The 14,867-nt window shown below is 34.2% G+C and carries 15 protein-coding genes; 5 read left to right on the top strand and 10 right to left on the bottom strand.

Annotated features, from left to right (window positions below; translation table 11 throughout):
* Nucleotides 1-31: 31 nt before the first annotated feature.
* On the top strand, nucleotides 32-1,090 hold the full coding sequence (locus tag ACNI3C_RS03585; protein WP_419770881.1) for a TRAP transporter substrate-binding protein: 1,059 nt from the start codon (nucleotides 32-34) through the stop codon (nucleotides 1,088-1,090).
* A gap of 24 nt (nucleotides 1,091-1,114) precedes the next feature.
* Here the strand turns inward: ACNI3C_RS03585 and ACNI3C_RS03580 are convergent, their stop codons facing one another.
* The 10 genes from ACNI3C_RS03580 to rsmA form a co-directional block, all read right to left on the bottom strand.
* Nucleotides 1,115-1,306, bottom strand: coding sequence for a hypothetical protein (locus tag ACNI3C_RS03580; protein WP_419770880.1), 192 nt, complete (start codon nucleotides 1,304-1,306; stop codon nucleotides 1,115-1,117).
* A 62-nt stretch (nucleotides 1,307-1,368) separates the two neighbouring features.
* The gene (locus ACNI3C_RS03575; protein WP_419770879.1) at nucleotides 1,369-2,106 is read right to left on the bottom strand and encodes a succinate dehydrogenase/fumarate reductase iron-sulfur subunit; all 738 of its coding nucleotides are present in this window, start codon (nucleotides 2,104-2,106) and stop codon (nucleotides 1,369-1,371) included.
* The gene (locus ACNI3C_RS03570) at nucleotides 2,103-3,707 is read right to left on the bottom strand and encodes an FAD-dependent oxidoreductase (RefSeq protein ID WP_419770878.1); all 1,605 of its coding nucleotides are present in this window, start codon (nucleotides 3,705-3,707) and stop codon (nucleotides 2,103-2,105) included. Before ACNI3C_RS03570 ends, ACNI3C_RS03575 begins: the two co-directional genes overlap by 4 nt.
* 125 nt (nucleotides 3,708-3,832) lie before the next feature.
* Nucleotides 3,833-5,242, bottom strand: coding sequence for a PhoH family protein (locus ACNI3C_RS03565; RefSeq protein ID WP_419770877.1), 1,410 nt, complete (start codon nucleotides 5,240-5,242; stop codon nucleotides 3,833-3,835).
* Nucleotides 5,242-5,754, bottom strand: coding sequence for a protoporphyrinogen oxidase HemJ (gene hemJ / locus ACNI3C_RS03560; RefSeq protein WP_419770876.1), 513 nt, complete (start codon nucleotides 5,752-5,754; stop codon nucleotides 5,242-5,244). Before hemJ ends, ACNI3C_RS03565 begins: the two co-directional genes overlap by 1 nt.
* Nucleotides 5,754-6,941, bottom strand: a complete 1,188-nt coding sequence (locus ACNI3C_RS03555) for a replication-associated recombination protein A (protein ID WP_419770875.1) — start codon at nucleotides 6,939-6,941, stop codon at nucleotides 5,754-5,756. Before ACNI3C_RS03555 ends, hemJ begins: the two co-directional genes overlap by 1 nt.
* Nucleotides 6,934-7,731 carry a pseudouridine synthase gene (locus tag ACNI3C_RS03550; RefSeq protein WP_419770874.1) on the bottom strand — a complete coding sequence of 266 codons (798 nt, stop codon included), beginning with the start codon at nucleotides 7,729-7,731 and terminating at the stop codon, nucleotides 6,934-6,936. The genes ACNI3C_RS03555 and ACNI3C_RS03550 overlap by 8 nt, the downstream gene beginning before the upstream one ends.
* 8 nt (nucleotides 7,732-7,739) lie before the next feature.
* Nucleotides 7,740-8,702, bottom strand: a complete 963-nt coding sequence (locus ACNI3C_RS03545) for a KpsF/GutQ family sugar-phosphate isomerase (RefSeq protein WP_419770873.1) — start codon at nucleotides 8,700-8,702, stop codon at nucleotides 7,740-7,742.
* Between the two features lie 12 nt (nucleotides 8,703-8,714).
* Nucleotides 8,715-10,760, bottom strand: a complete 2,046-nt coding sequence (locus ACNI3C_RS03540; RefSeq protein WP_419770872.1) for a ribonuclease J — start codon at nucleotides 10,758-10,760, stop codon at nucleotides 8,715-8,717.
* Entirely contained in the window at nucleotides 10,732-11,544 is an 813-nt protein-coding gene (rsmA, locus tag ACNI3C_RS03535; RefSeq protein ID WP_419770871.1) for a 16S rRNA (adenine(1518)-N(6)/adenine(1519)-N(6))-dimethyltransferase RsmA, read from the bottom strand. The genes ACNI3C_RS03540 and rsmA overlap by 29 nt, the downstream gene beginning before the upstream one ends.
* Before the next feature lie 75 nt (nucleotides 11,545-11,619).
* On the opposite strand from rsmA, the gene hisF reads away from it, so the two are divergent.
* The 4 genes from hisF (at nucleotide 11,620) to rlmN (ending at nucleotide 14,850) form a co-directional block, all read left to right on the top strand.
* Entirely contained in the window at nucleotides 11,620-12,381 is a 762-nt protein-coding gene (hisF, locus tag ACNI3C_RS03530; RefSeq protein ID WP_419770870.1) for an imidazole glycerol phosphate synthase subunit HisF, read from the top strand.
* 1 nt (nucleotide 12,382) lies between these two features.
* Nucleotides 12,383-13,048 (top strand): SIMPL domain-containing protein, encoded by a 666-nt coding sequence (locus ACNI3C_RS03525; protein ID WP_419770869.1) that lies wholly within the window; start codon nucleotides 12,383-12,385, stop codon nucleotides 13,046-13,048.
* Complete coding sequence (locus tag ACNI3C_RS03520) at nucleotides 13,045-13,581, top strand: phosphorylase family protein (protein WP_419770868.1); 537 nt, start codon at nucleotides 13,045-13,047, stop codon at nucleotides 13,579-13,581. Before ACNI3C_RS03525 ends, ACNI3C_RS03520 begins: the two co-directional genes overlap by 4 nt.
* A gap of 201 nt (nucleotides 13,582-13,782) precedes the next feature.
* Complete coding sequence (rlmN, locus tag ACNI3C_RS03515; protein WP_419770867.1) at nucleotides 13,783-14,850, top strand: dual-specificity RNA methyltransferase RlmN; 1,068 nt, start codon at nucleotides 13,783-13,785, stop codon at nucleotides 14,848-14,850.
* The last annotated feature ends 17 nt before the right edge of the window (nucleotides 14,851-14,867 follow it).

The following is a 14,867-nucleotide window of genomic DNA, read 5'->3' as shown; positions in this document are numbered from 1 at the left end:
TAATCAGCCTTAAATTTTATGAAGGAATGATATGGGAAATTTTTTGAAAACCGTACTGTTTATAAGTTTAATTTTTACAACTTCTTTGGTTGCAAAAGAGAAAGTTTATAAACTAAAAATGGCTACCACTTGGGGACCAACACTTTCACCTTTAATTGATGCTGCTAATAATATGGCAGCAATGGCAAAGGCTCTGTCTAACGGCAGATTAGATATTCGAGTGGATACAGCCAATAAACATAAGTCACCACTTGGTGTTTTAGATATGGTTAAAGGTGGTCAGTATGATATGGGGCATACTGCATCCTATTATTGGAAGGGAAAAGATATTAATACGTTGCCTTTTACCTCTATGCCTTTTGGCTTAACTGCACCTGAGCAATATGCTTGGTTTTATCATGGTGGTGGGTTGGAACTGATGCAAAAAGTGTATGCCAAACATCATGTCTATTCTTTTCCAGGTGGAAGTACCGGAGTACAAATGGGTGGTTGGTTTCGAAAAGAGATTAAAACATTAGATGATTTAAAAGGTCTCAAAATGAGAATACCAGGTTTTGCAGGTGAAATCATGGCGAAATTGGGTGTTCAAGTGACCAACATAGCTCCAGGGGAGTTGTTTAATTCATTGGAAACCAATGCCATTGATGCATTAGAGTGGGTTGGACCATCTATGGACATTAAAATGGGATTTCATAAAATCGCGCCTTATTATTACACAGGTTGGCATGAACCTGCCAGTGAGATGCAATTTTTAATCAACAGAAAAGCATTTGATAAATTGCCAAAAGATTTGCAAGAAATTTTACGTGTCTCAATGCGATTGGCTGCGTATGATATGTATATACAAAACTATGATATGAATGCAACAGCTTGGCAAGAGATGAAAAAAGAGTACCCTAATATTAAAGTCAAAACACTCTCTAAACCTATTATGGATGCGATGAAAAAGGCCAATCAAGAACTGATTGAGCAAATGACCGCGAACAATCCATTACTAAAAGAGGTTTTAGATTCTCAACATGCGTACTTAAAAAAAGTGCGAGAGTGGTCTAAAATGTCTGATTATCTCTATTTAAAAGATAACCAATAATGTCAAACTCCTTTTGGAGTTTGATTATCCTGCATACTCTTCTGCTTTTAACTCTGCAGCACTTTCAATAATATCACTTAATATGCTTTTCATTTTATTTGGAGTGGCTCCATAATATTGTTCATTTAAAGCATGAATCGCTTTTTGTTTTAACTCCAACGAGGCATCTGATACTTTGTATGCTGAGAGTTTTTTTTCATATGTAATTTTGTCCATGGTATAACTCCAATTATTAAAATGCATAATTGTAATTATTATCAGAGACAAATTGGTTACAGTTAAAAACTGTTGGGGTTAAAGCCAAAATCATCTTGAGAAAAAGAGTCATTAAATCCAAAATTGTTTTCTAAAGCAGGATCAGTGTATCCATGTTGGTAACTTTTTGTTCTCAACTTCATAATATCGGCTTTGGGGTCAATGAATTGTGGACATACCATGGTGCAGTTTCCACACAGGGTACAATCCCAGATGCCATTTTTTTGTATGGCATCTATTTTTGATCTTTCATTGGACTCTTTTTTATCGTTTGTATATCGTAATACACGTGTGAGGGCATATGGACCTAAAAAATCTTTGTTGACTTCATAGACAGGACATGAACTGTAGCAACTTTGACATAAAATACAGTTACTTTGAGTATCAATGGCCTTTTCATCCTCTTTTGTGATGGGTATGTCTTGGTAACTTTCAAGAAATGCCTTTGTTTTTTTAAGCAAGGCCTCTTCAAACTCTAAATCCACCACCAAATCGCGAATGCGTTTGGTGTATTTGATGGGTTCAATGACATCGCCCTCATTCAGATGCGTTTTACAAGCAAGCCTTTCAACTCCATTGACTCTGATGGAACAACTTCCACAAACACCACTTCCACAACCGCATCGGTATGTAAGAGTATTGTCTTTTTTTGTTTTGACTTCATGCAGAGCTTCAAGTGCTCGTGTGTGTGAAACTTCATACTCTTTGAGTATGGGCTCAGGGGTTTTATTGGCATCAAATCTTGAAATCTTTATCTTCATAACACATCCTTGAACATTACTGTTATTGCATCATCTGTTTTGTGAACCACTGAATTTTTTTCGTACGCTTCACTCTCGTTTGGATAATCTGTTCGGTAATGCGCTCCTCTGCTTTCACATCGGCTTAATGCACTTGAAACAACGGTTTCAGAAAGTTCCAACATGTTTTGAAATTCTAAAAAATCGACCAAATTTTTATTGTAATGTCTGCTTTTATCTCCAATTCCCATAAGCGGCAACTCTTTTTGCCACTGTTTGATTTGTGAATGTACGGCTTTCATATTCATATCATTTCTAAAAAGGCCCACATTTTTAAAGAAAATCTTTCCCATACACGCTTTTTTGTCGTAAAAATCAATCTGATTGGGATAATGAAAAAGGTTTTCTATGAAATTTTTATCGTGAATTAATTGATGATGCTCACTGTATGTTTGAGTTTCAATGGTTTTGGCCTTTTCTGCAGCGTGTTTTCCCGCCATTTTACCAAAGGTAATGATTTCAAGCAGTGAGTTTCCTCCCAATCGATTTGCTCCATGGACATTACTTTGTGAACACTCTCCACAGGCATAGAGGTTTTTTATACTACTTTGAGAATGGTTGTCCACTAAGATACCTCCCATACAATAGTGTGCAGCAGGATTGATGGCCAATAAATCACTTTCAAGTTTGACATTGGCAAATTCCATGGCAAGACGTCTCTCTTGAGGCATGGTTTCATTGATTTTTTCTAAACCCAAGTGTCTTAAATCTAAGTAAACTTTTTTGTCTTGATGCAGCTTTTCATAAATGGCACGGGCAACCACATCTCGTGGTTGAAGTTCATCAACAAAACGTTCGCCATTCTCATCGATTAAATAACCCCCTTCTCCTCGTGCACTTTCACTGACCAATACATTTGAACCTTCCATTGCAGTAGGGTGAAATTGCACAAACTCCATATTGGAAAGTGTCGCTCCTGCTCTCAATGCAGCAGCAATACCATCACCTGTTGTGGCACTTGAGTTGGTATTAAAACCACTGTAAATGCCCGTATATCCACCTGAAGCTAAAATAACTGTTTTTGCATAAAGGGCTTTGACTTCACCTGTGTTAATGTCAAGAAAAGTTGCGCCAATGACTTGATTTTTTTCTCTAATCAGATTTAAGAGTAAGTGTTCATTTAAAAAAGAGATATTTTCTTTGATACACGTATCATAAAGAGTGTGTAAAATTTTTAATCCCGTATAATCGGAGCTGTAGCAGGTTCGATTAAATGAAGCACCACCAAATTTACGTTGAGCAATTCTATTCTCTGCATTTCGACTGAATGGCACACCCAATTCATCGAGCCATTTTATGGTCGCTTCACCTTGTGAACATAAGGTTTCAATGATTGTTTGATTGCCCAATTTATGTGAAGATTTGTAGGTGTCATTACGATGGCTTTGTATGGAGTCTTTTTTGTTTATGACGGCATTGATGCCACCTTGTGCTTGGCAAGTTTGTGAATGTGTAGGAAATGATTTTGATACTACCAATACATTGGCGTGGTTTTTCTTAGCACTCAAAGCGGCACTTAATCCTGCTCCTCCTGCTCCAATAATAAGTACGTCAGTTCTCATTTCATATTGCCTTTTGCCATTTTTTTAAGAATCATAATATAGGTACATACAAGTAATGTTCCACAATTTCTTTTTTCTGATACCTTAAGGTATCAGAAATTCTCTAAAAGTTGGTTTTACTTTTTTTATTTGTTTTGAGGAGAAAATATATATTCAGCCCACTCTGTAATTGGACCTCTTAGGACTTTTTTGAGGGTAACGGCAAACAGATGAACCAAGTCGCTCCCCTCTTTGGTCGATTTTAAAAGTGTGGTCAGAGCATTGGTGTGTTTGTTGACGTAGAAGTTATCGATTTGCATGTTACTTCCCAATACAATAACTTTACACGTAGAATCAATTCGTGAAAGTACCATTTGCATGGTTTTATTGGACATATTTTGTGCTTCATCTATGATGACAAAGGCATTAGAGAGTGTTCGTCCTCTCATCTCTCCTACCCACATTGTTTCGATGTTATAGTTGGCAATGAGTTGTTCAATTCGAGTGGTCACTTCACTGTCTTCTAAAATATCGTAAGGCACTTTTTTATTCGTATTCTTTTTTTTGTGTTCACTTCTGACAATAAAGTCTAAACTGTCCATTAAAGGGTGGTTATATATTTTGAATTTTTCATCGTAACCAGGTAAATAACCAATATCTTCGCCTTTATCCAGTGACTCAATAGAGTTCCGAATATAAATAATGCGTTGATACTCTTTTTTTCTAATGAGTTTTAAAGCCCCACTAAGCGCTAAAAGTGTTTTTCCTGAACCTGCCTTGGCATCTACAATTAAAACGTTGTAGAAGTGCTGTAAAATGGCATTACAGAAGAAAAGTTGTTCTTTATTTAATGGAGTAATGATTTGATCTCGTATTTCCACTTCATCCAGTATTCGTATCTTTTTATTTTGAATCATGGCTAAGATGACTTGATCTGAACTTTTTACTTTAAAACAGTAGGTGAAATTGTAAGGTTTATAATCGGGGTCATATTTTAAAATATCTTCATTTTCTAAAAATTCTATCTCTTCAAATTTGACTTCAACATATTTAGTGAATTGAAAATCAAAATCATCTTTTCGTGAACCAAGCAAAGAATCTGTTTTTATGTCCAAAGAGAGAGCTCTGGTTCTTGCCATAATATCCAATGAAATAAAATTGATACTCTTTTCGTAATAACTGTTTGCAAATTTTGCGATTTCGAGTATTTTTCTGTCATTATAAATATTGATGGGAATATTTTTAGAGTTGGTGATGTAATCCTCTTTTGATATCACATCAATAATGGCTTTGTTTTGTTCAGAGACTTTAAGTCGAATGATTTTGCAATCTTTTTCATTTTTTGACTCTACTATGGTAGCATTTTCTAAAATACGCGCAAATTGTCTGGCTTGAAAATTGATTTCATCAAAACCACTTTTTTTAGAGTCAATTTCATCCAAAACAGTTTCAGGAAGTATGATTAAGTTTTTGCCATCGTCAGAGAGTTTAAATATGTTGGTTGCATCTTCAAGTAGGATGTTGGTATCGAGCAGATAGTACTTTTCAAATGTCATTAAGATCCTTTTTTGGGTTGCATAATTTTATATGCGATAAAACAAAACAGCAGCAGGGATATTAAAGTAAAAAGAAGTGAGAATGTCTTGGTCACAACATAACCCACAATCAATAGGGCAAAAAGTGTTGGCACTTCATTGTACGCTCTGAAAAACTTTCCGCTTTTTTCACACGTTTCATTGGCTAACTCTTTTCTAAAATAATCAAGAGATAAAGAGTACATAATCAATAACGTTACTACAAAAATTTTTGCATGCATCCAACTGCCACCTTCTAAAAGTGACGGGTTCAAATAAAGCATCACTGCTCCACTTAAAAAAGTTGCCCACATTGCAGGATAACCAATATATTTGTAAATTTTTTCTTCTTGTATTTTTACTATTTCTACAAACTCTTTCTTATCATGGTTTTCCACATGATAAACAAACAATCTTGGCAGGTAAAAAAGCATCGCCATCCATGACATAAATGACATAACGTGAAAGGTTAAAACCCAACTATAATATTCCATTACTCTTCCTTCTGTTTTATTTTTTTAAGCCACTCATTGAGTGTTTTTTCAAATCCTATGTTTGAACTGTGATAAAAGTTGATATCCTCTTTTAAATACTCTTGTTCAACCCAGCCACCAAAATCATGTGGATATTTGTAATTAAAAGCACTGTCTTCTAAGTGTTTGGGTATGGTTAATATTCTACCATTTTTTACTTCTTGTAAGGCTTTATTGATTGCCATATATGAAGCATTTGATTTGGGTGATGAAGCCAAATAGATGGCACATTGCCCTAAGAGTATTCTGCACTCTGGGTAGCCAATTTTATTTGAAGCTATCATAGTGCTTACTGCTAGGTTAAGTGCATTGGGATTGGCATTACCAATATCTTCACTGGCAAAAATCACCATTCGTCTGGTAATAAACTCTACGCTCTCTCCCCCTTCAATAAGTCGTGAAAGATAATACAATGCAGCATTAACATCACTTCCTCGTAAAGATTTAATCATGGCACTGGCTAAATTATAGTGTGAATCACTTGAACTTATGCCATCGCCAATCGATTTTGAACGCAGTTCCAATAAAAGCTCAAGTGTGATTTCCGATGAGATTTTTGCTGCAAAATCCAGAAGATTGAGCAGTGCTCTGGCATCGCCACTGCTTGAATTGATTAAATACTCTTTGGCTTCATCTGTGATTGAAATGGTTAAGGTGTTCATAGCTTGATTAAATACTTGAGTTAATTCCGCCGTAGTTAACGCTTTAAACTCATAAGTAAAAGAGCGTGAACGAATTGCATTGGTCAGAGTAAAAAATGGGTTTTCTGTACTTGCCCCTATGATAATGGCATCATAATTTTCCATAATAGGCAGAAGAACTTCTTGTTGGTTTTTTGATAAACGGTGCACTTCATCAATAAAAATCAAAGGTTTGATTAACGTATTGGTGTAGCGTTTAAAAACGGTTCTGAGTTCTTCAACTTTGATGGTTGTTGCATTAAAATAGAAATAGTCTGTACCAATGGTTTTTGCAATGATTTTTGCCAAAGTTGTTTTGCCTGTACCCGGTTTCCCATAGAAAAAGAGGTGCGGTATATCTTTTTTTTGAATAAGTTTATAGAGTGCTTTTGAAGGGTGAATAATATGAGACTGACCAACAAAATTTTCTAAATTTGTTGGTCGTAATAGTGTTGCTAGATTATTCATAGTTGTTTTGATCGTCTATGTAATCTCTTAAATTTTTATACTCTTCTCTCGAAAGGTATCTCTTTTTACCTGTAGGCAGATTGTTTAAAGATATTCCCCCAAAGTCAACTCTTTTTAAATCTAGTACTTCCAAATCAAAGTGGGCAAAAAATCGTCTTAACTCTCTGTTTTGTCCCTCTGCAATGGCAACTTTCAGTTTTGAGTAATTGTTGTTATTGGTTTGAATTTGATACCCTGTAAAAGGTGCAAACGTCATAGAAGTAATTTTACTGTCGCTTCTTGCTCCTTTGGTGGCATCTTCAAGTTCCAAGCCTTGTACCATTGCATTTTCAATCGCTTTGGTTATGGGTCCATTTACTTTTATTTTATAGACTCTCTCTAAATTGGAATGAATTAAAGCATTGTGTACTTCAATTGAATCTGTTAAAAGTAAAACGCCTTCACTGGCATAATCCAATCGCCCAATAGGCAAAAAGTGTTGATATTTTTTACCCAAAGTATCAAAGATGATTCTTCGACCTTGTGGGTCATTTTTTGTTACAAGTTCACCTTTGGGTTTATTGTAAACGATGACCGTAACAATTTTGTTTTTTTCAACTCGTATTGCTTTGCCATTGATTGCAATAACATCATTTTCAGTGACTTTACATCCCGCATCTTTTACGGGTTGTTTATTTATGGTAACTTTCCCTTCAAGAATAAGTTTATCGGCTTCTCTTCTTGAGTAATTTGTATTATGAGATATAAACTTGTTAAGTCTTAACTCTTCTGCTTCATTTTCTTTTTTCATAAGCTACCTTATTTGATTCCCGCTTCAATTAAATCATGTATGTGAAGTGTACCAATAAGTTTCTCTTCTTCATCCAAAACCAATAGAAGTTGAATTTTATAGTTCTCTATCATCTCTAATGCATCACTTGCTAACATGTTTTTGTTTTTTAAACTCTTTGGATTGAGTGTGGCTATACTCTCTACACTGCAATCTAAAGAAAAGTTCTCATTCATTAATGCTCTTCTTAAATCACCATCACTTAAAAGGCCAATCACTTTTTCATTCTCATCAATGATTATAACATTCCCAAGTCTTCCTTGGCTCATAACTACAATGGCATCTTTGAGTTTTGTTTCACGTGAAACAATTGGTAAATCATCTTTTCTTAAGAGATCATCTACTTTGACAAAAAGTTGTTTTCCTAAACTTCCACCAGGGTGAAAAGAGGCAAAATCTTCTTTTTTGAAATCTCTTTTTTTCATCAATGCAACAGCCAATGCATCTCCCATTGCCATGGTTAATGTAGTAGAAGATGTTGGTGCTGTATCTAAAGGACAGGCCTCTTTTTCTACTTTGATATTAAAAAAGATATCAGCATATTGTGCCAAAGTTGAGTTTGGATTTTTAGCCATGGCGATTAACGGTATATCAAATCTTTTTAAGTGAGGCAAAATTTGAATTAACTCTTCACTCTCTCCACTGTATGAAATGGCTAAAACAATATCTTTTTTTCCAATCATTCCTAAATCGCCATGCATGGCTTCTGTCGGATGAAGGAAAAAAGAACTTGTTCCCGTACTGGCTAATGTTGCTGCAATTTTTGCACCAACAAGTCCAGATTTTCCTACTCCAGTAATAATGAGTTTCCCTTCACTAGGGGTAATAAGATTAACTGCTTTTTCAAATTCATTGCCGATATTTTCAGCAGCCAATTCCAATGCTTTTGCTTCTGTATACAAAACATCTTTGGCTATTTGAATATAGTTCATGTTATGCCTTTTTTATTGTACAAACAGAGTTGGTACAATCATTGGATATTTTTTGTATTTTCTTACACAATGTTTTCTGACAACTTTTCTGATTTCATCTTCTAATATCTTATTGTTTTTAAGAACACCGGGTTTGACATTATTTAAGAATGTAACAAGGAGTTCTTCAATCTCAACTGAAAAACTTTTGTCTTGTTTGTCAGGGACTAAACCAAAAGATTTTACTCTTGGCATTTGAACAATTTTTCTGTCATTTTCATTGATTTGTGCCACAATCATAACAACACCTTCACTGGCCATTGTTTGTCTGTCTATTACAACATCATCTGATATTTTGTGGTTTAATTGATTGTCAATATAGACTTTACCTGTTTTAACAGATTTGGCTTTTTTCATATATTTAGGTGTGACTTCGATTTGTTCACCATCAGACATAACGTAAATATTTCGTTCTAATACACCACAATCAATTCCTGTTTGAGAATGTTTAAGTGCATGATTATATTCACCATGGATTGGTAAAAAGAATTTTGGTTTAACCAATCTTAACATTAATTTTTGCTCTTCTTGGGCAGCATGTCCTGATACGTGAATTTCACTGAAGTCTTGATAGGCTACTTTAGCACCTGCTTTTAACAGATGGTTAATAATAGTTGAAACACTTCCTTCATTTCCTGGAATTGCACGTGCTGAAAGAATGATTTGATCACCCTCTTTAATTTTAATGTGTCTGTGTTCATGGATTGCCATTCTGTATAAAGCACTCATCGCTTCACCTTGGCTCCCTGTTGTAATAATCAACACTTCTTTATCATTAAATTTATTGACTTCATGGGCATCAATAAATTGGTCTTTAGGAAACTTGATGTATCCAAGTCTCATTGCAAGTTCTAAGTTTTTCTCCATAGATCTTCCAATAACACACACTTTTCTTCCATATTTTAACCCATGTTCAATCGCTTGTGCAACACGATGAATATTTGAAGAGAACGTTGACATAATAACTCTTCCTTGTGCTTTTGAAAAAAGGTTATCAAAAGTAGGGCCAACTGTTTTTTCTGATTTGGTAAAACCAGGAGAGTGAGAGTTGGTAGAATCACTTAATAGAAGTAATACTCCTTGTTCTCCATAATGTGCAAATCGGTGTAAATCTGTTGGGAAACCATCAATTGGAGTATGGTCAATTTTAAAATCTCCTGTATGAATGATTGTTCCTGCATCTGTTTTAATTGCCAATGATGATGAATCAATAATTGAGTGTGTAATGTGCATCCATTCAACTTCAAAATCACCAATTTTGATTGGAACTCTTTTTTCAATGGCTCTGAAAAATCTTCTGTGTTCTCTCATTTTGTGTTCATCAAATTTAGAACCAATCATCTCTAAAGGTAACGGTGTTCCATAAACAGGAAATTGTAACTCTTTAAACAGATATGGCATGGCTCCAATATGATCTTCATGTCCATGAGTAATAACAATACCGTGAATTTTGTGTTTAATCTCTCTTAAATAGCTGAAATCAGGAATTAAAATATCAACTCCATGCATATTTTCATCCGGAAAACTCATTCCTACATCAATAATTATGGCAGAATTGTCTGTTTCAATCACCATCATATTCCCACCAATTTCACCCAATCCTCCAAGTGGAGTGATTCTTACTTTACATGTAGAGTTTAAGTTTAATTTGTAGTGAGGATTTAATCGGTCTTTATGCGATTTCTCATTGATTAAATGTGCTTTTTTAAGATCCGTTATCCAACCTTTTTGTGGATTGGTATTCTCATCAAAATTCTCAATGGCTTGTGCTTTTGCTTTTGGTTTTCTAGGAGGTCTTCTTTTAGCAGGAGCACCTTCTGTCGTAACTTCACCATTTTCTTGAACGGATTGTTCTTTGTTATAACGTGGTTTTCTGTTATTGTATCTCGGATTAGTCGATTTTGCTTTGGCATCAACTTCTTGATTAGTGCCTTCAACAACATTCGTTGTAATAGGAGTTGTTTCTTTACTAGTTTCTATAGCAGCCTGGTTATTCGGGTTGTTCTGTTCGTTTGTCATTTAATATCACCTTGTTGTACATTTGGCGATACAAAGATGGACTAAGCTCATGAGGTCTAATGTTCTCATCGATATTAAGTTCTTTATATATTTCAGACAGTGATTCTTTATCAATATTGGTTGAGAGGTTTTTTGAAAGCTTTTTTCGTGGTTGCGTAAACGCAGCTTTCAAAAAGCTTTTAAATTGGTTCTCCAATACTTGAGTACTGTCTTTTTTAATATAAAGAATTGAAGACATCACTTTGGGAGCTGGTTCAAAAGAAGTGGGAGGTACATCAAATAGTATTCTCGCTTCTTTTGAAGTTAATTTTACGATAACACCTAAAGAAGAGAACTCTTTCTCTCCTTCTGATGCAGCAAATTTTACAGCAACTTCTTTTTGAATCATAACAATAATGTTATCACAATTCGGGTCTTCAATGGCCCTTAATATAATGTTTGTTGCAATATAGTATGGTAAATTTGCGATCAGATCGTATTTACCATCATACAAAGTATTATTTTGTTTCCAAATATCTAAAACATCAGTGTGGATCAGTTCTAGCTTCTTACTTTGTATTTCACTTGCAAATTTAGACTTTAAAATAGTCAGCAAATCACTGTCTATTTCATAAGCAGTCATATCTTTGTATTTGAGCATTTTTTGCGTCAAATCACCTAAGCCAGGGCCAATTTCTACAATATGATTATTGTTATTGGGCATCGCTTCGATGATCTTTAATAGGATATTGTCATCCTTTAAAAAATTTTGTCCATACTTCTTTTTTGCTTTAATATTATTCATAAGGAGGAGAGTATATCTGATATTAACTTACATTTAGATAATATTCACGCATATAAAAGTAAAAGGATATGTATTTTGAGTACTTTTGCAAAAAGAATTATTCCTTGTTTAGACGTAGACAATGGAAGAGTCGTAAAAGGTGTAAACTTTTTAGGACTACGTGACGCAGGTGATCCCGTTGAAGTCGCTAAAAGATATAACGCAGAGGGTGCCGATGAGATTACATTTCTGGACATCGGTGCAAGTCATGAAGGAAGAGACACCATTGTTGATATAGTTAAAGATGTCGCGAAAGAGGTCTTTATTCCTCTCACAGTAGGCGGTGGAATCAGAAAATTAGATGACATATATAAACTGCTTAATGTTGGCTGCGATAAAGTATCCATCAATTCAAGTGCCGTAACAAATCCAGACTTTATTAATGAGGGAGCAAAAAGATTTGGTTCTCAATGTATTGTTGTTGCCATTGATGTTAAAAGAGTTGCAGATGGCTCATACCATGTTTTTGTAAAAGGTGGTCGAGAAGATACTGGATTGGATGCAGTTTCATGGGCAAAAGAGGTCTATAATCGAGGCGCTGGAGAGATTCTTTTAACTTCAATGGACACAGACGGTGCCAAAACGGGGTTTGAACTTAACATTACGCAACAAATTTCCGATTCAATTGAAATTCCAGTAATTGCTTCAGGTGGTGCAGGAACAATGGAGCATATGAAAGAAGCATTTGAGCATGGAGCACAAGCGGCATTGGCAGCATCAATTTTTCATTTTAAAGAGATTGATATTATGGATTTAAAACGATATCTTCTTAAAAATGGTATACCAGTAAGGATATAAAATGAAAAAATCACTTCTTTTATCAACGGTTCCTTTTTTGCTATTTGGGTTTGAAGTAAATTTTTCAAAGAATTTTTCAACCAAATTAATACCAAATGAGTTAAGCAGTAATGTTACGGTATCAATTGAAAAGAATAAAGAAGTTGATGCAATATCAAGTTTAGAGAAATACAATAAATTCATCAAAAACTATGACAGTATCGGAAAAGAATCTGGAAGAGTCAGTGTAATGCCTTTATATCAATATAAAGATGGTCAATCAAATATAACAGGATATAAAGCAACAATAACATACAAACTCTTTACACAAGAGAGCAATGAAATGACAAATTTTCTGACCAAACTGTATGAAAAAAAATCACAAGAGAGTGATTCAATTTTGATTTCAACGTTAAAATGGAATATTGATTCTAAAACTTATGAGGATAAAGTAAATTCTTTAAGATTAAATGTCATCAAATGGGCACTGCAATATCAAAAAGATTTATCTCTTGAAATTAATAAAAGATGTTCTGTGAAAAATATCAGTATAAATGAGAGCAATCGTCCTCAAATATATATGGGTGAAATGAGAAGTTTAAAAGTACAATCTGCTTCTGTCCCAATTCCGTCTGAGAATTTAGAAACAATAGAGATAAATCCAAATATTGTATTGGAGTGCAGATGATTATTTGTGCAGGAAGAAATGAAGTTTTTAATTTTGCCAAACCAATGGGTGTTGGAATGGTTGAATCGGCGATTAATTTAACACGACAATGTCTCTTTGATAAGCCTGATTATATTTTATTTATTGGCAGCGCAGGAAGTTATGGAAACTATAAACCCTTTGATATTGTTGAGTCAACCAGTGCTGCAAATATTGAGTTGAGTTTTTTAAATAATGATTGTTATACCCCTTTAGATAATGTACTCAATTCTGAAAACAGGTTGGTTAAAAATGAAACGATTGTGAATACATCGAATTACATTTCAACCAATTTTGAGTTGGCTCAAAAGTTCAATCACTATAATGTAGGGATTGAAAATATGGAATTTTTCTCTTTGGTTTCTGTTGCAAAAGAGTTTGATATCAATATTGCAGGTATCTTTGTTATTACAAATTATACGAATGAGAAGGCGCATGAAGATTTTGCTTCAAACCATGAAATTGCTATGAAGAAGCTTACAAACTACCTTATAGAGAAGCAAATCATCAAATAGTTTCACGTGAAACATCACTAATATCCTAAACGGATATTAGTGATGTTGAACCTAAACGAAGTGAAGGAGTTCGGTTTTGAATGTCATGAAAATATCCTAAACGGATATTGAATATGTTGAACCAAAACAAAATATCTTATCATGGAAAAAGGGTAAGATTAAAATACAAACCAAGAATAAAAAAGTAAAAAAAGGAATACATTGCAATCTGTTTATGACTATACATTAAATGAATTAAAAGATATTTTAAAACCATCTTTCAGAGCAAAACAAGTTTACAATTGGATATACAAAAAATATGTAACCGATTATGATGAGATGAAAAATATCCCCAATGATTTAAAAAATGAGTTGAAAACAAATTACCCAATTGATATTTTGAAGATTGTTAAAAAAGAGCAAAGCAGTGATGGAAGTATTAAATATCTTTTTGAATTGAAAGATGGACATACCATTGAAACCGTTTTACTTTTAATGAAAAAGAAAAAAATATCTGAAGATGGTGTCATAGAAAAGAGTGAAAAATATACGGTTTGTATTTCAACTCAAGTGGGATGCAAAGTGGGATGTACTTTTTGTCTGACAGCCAAAGGTGGATTTGTAAGAAATTTAACGGCGGGAGAAATCGTCGCTCAAATTGTTCAACTCAAGAAAGACAATGAGATTGCAGAAAACAAATCACTCAATATTGTATTTATGGGGATGGGTGAACCACTTGATAATTACGATAATTTAGTGCAAGCAATTAAGATATTTTCTGAAGATGAAGGGTTAGCTATTGCCACACGAAGACAAACCATTTCAACCAGTGGAATCAGTACAAAAATTGCCAAATTGGGAAGTGAGAATTTGGGCATTCAATTGGCCATTTCATTGCATGCTGTGGATGATGATTTACGAAGTGAACTTATTCCTATGAATAAAGCGTATAACATTAAATCCATTATAGATGCCGTAAAAGCATTCCCAGTAGATGTCAGAAAAAAAGTGATGTTTGAGTATTTGGTGATAAAAGATAAAAATGATGATATCCCTTCTGCCAATAAATTGGTTAAGATATTAAATGGCATTAATGCAAAAGTCAATTTAATTTACTTTAATCCTTATCCTGGCACACCATATCAAAGACCAACAAGGGAAAATATGATAAGATTCCAAGATTATTTGCTGGGCAAAGGTTTAATTTGTACAATAAGAGAATCTAAAGGCTTAGACATATCTGCTGCATGTGGACAACTCAAAGAAAAGGAAGGAAATGGAATTAACTGATGTACTCCTGATTGTGT

This window comes from Marinarcus sediminis (SeqCode), assembly GCF_048571275.1.
Classification (GTDB): Bacteria; Campylobacterota; Campylobacteria; order Campylobacterales; family Arcobacteraceae; genus Marinarcus; species Marinarcus sediminis.
Note: the sequence above shows the minus strand (reverse complement) of the source record. Positions and strands in the feature narration are given on the sequence as shown.

Bases quoted from the DNA above. Each gene is read 5' to 3' on its own strand.
- ACNI3C_RS03520 (WP_419770868.1), top strand. From the start codon at position 13,045: ATGATTATTTGTGCAGGAAGAAATGAAGTTTTTAATTTTGCCAAACCA.
- ACNI3C_RS03540 (WP_419770872.1), bottom strand. From the start codon at position 10,760: ATGACAAACGAACAGAACAACCCGAATAACCAGGCTGCTATAGAAACT.
- ACNI3C_RS03570 (WP_419770878.1), bottom strand. From the start codon at position 3,707: ATGAGAACTGACGTACTTATTATTGGAGCAGGAGGAGCAGGATTAAGT.
- ACNI3C_RS03550 (WP_419770874.1), bottom strand. From the start codon at position 7,731: ATGAAAAAAGAAAATGAAGCAGAAGAGTTAAGACTTAACAAGTTTATA.
- ACNI3C_RS03585 (WP_419770881.1), top strand. From the start codon at position 32: ATGGGAAATTTTTTGAAAACCGTACTGTTTATAAGTTTAATTTTTACA.
- rsmA (WP_419770871.1), bottom strand. From the start codon at position 11,544: ATGAATAATATTAAAGCAAAAAAGAAGTATGGACAAAATTTTTTAAAG.
- ACNI3C_RS03580 (WP_419770880.1), bottom strand. From the start codon at position 1,306: ATGGACAAAATTACATATGAAAAAAAACTCTCAGCATACAAAGTATCA.
- ACNI3C_RS03565 (WP_419770877.1), bottom strand. From the start codon at position 5,242: ATGACATTTGAAAAGTACTATCTGCTCGATACCAACATCCTACTTGAA.
- hemJ (WP_419770876.1), bottom strand. From the start codon at position 5,754: ATGGAATATTATAGTTGGGTTTTAACCTTTCACGTTATGTCATTTATG.
- ACNI3C_RS03545 (WP_419770873.1), bottom strand. From the start codon at position 8,702: ATGAACTATATTCAAATAGCCAAAGATGTTTTGTATACAGAAGCAAAA.
- ACNI3C_RS03575 (WP_419770879.1), bottom strand. From the start codon at position 2,106: ATGAAGATAAAGATTTCAAGATTTGATGCCAATAAAACCCCTGAGCCC.
- ACNI3C_RS03555 (WP_419770875.1), bottom strand. From the start codon at position 6,941: ATGAATAATCTAGCAACACTATTACGACCAACAAATTTAGAAAATTTT.
- ACNI3C_RS03525 (WP_419770869.1), top strand. From the start codon at position 12,383: ATGAAAAAATCACTTCTTTTATCAACGGTTCCTTTTTTGCTATTTGGG.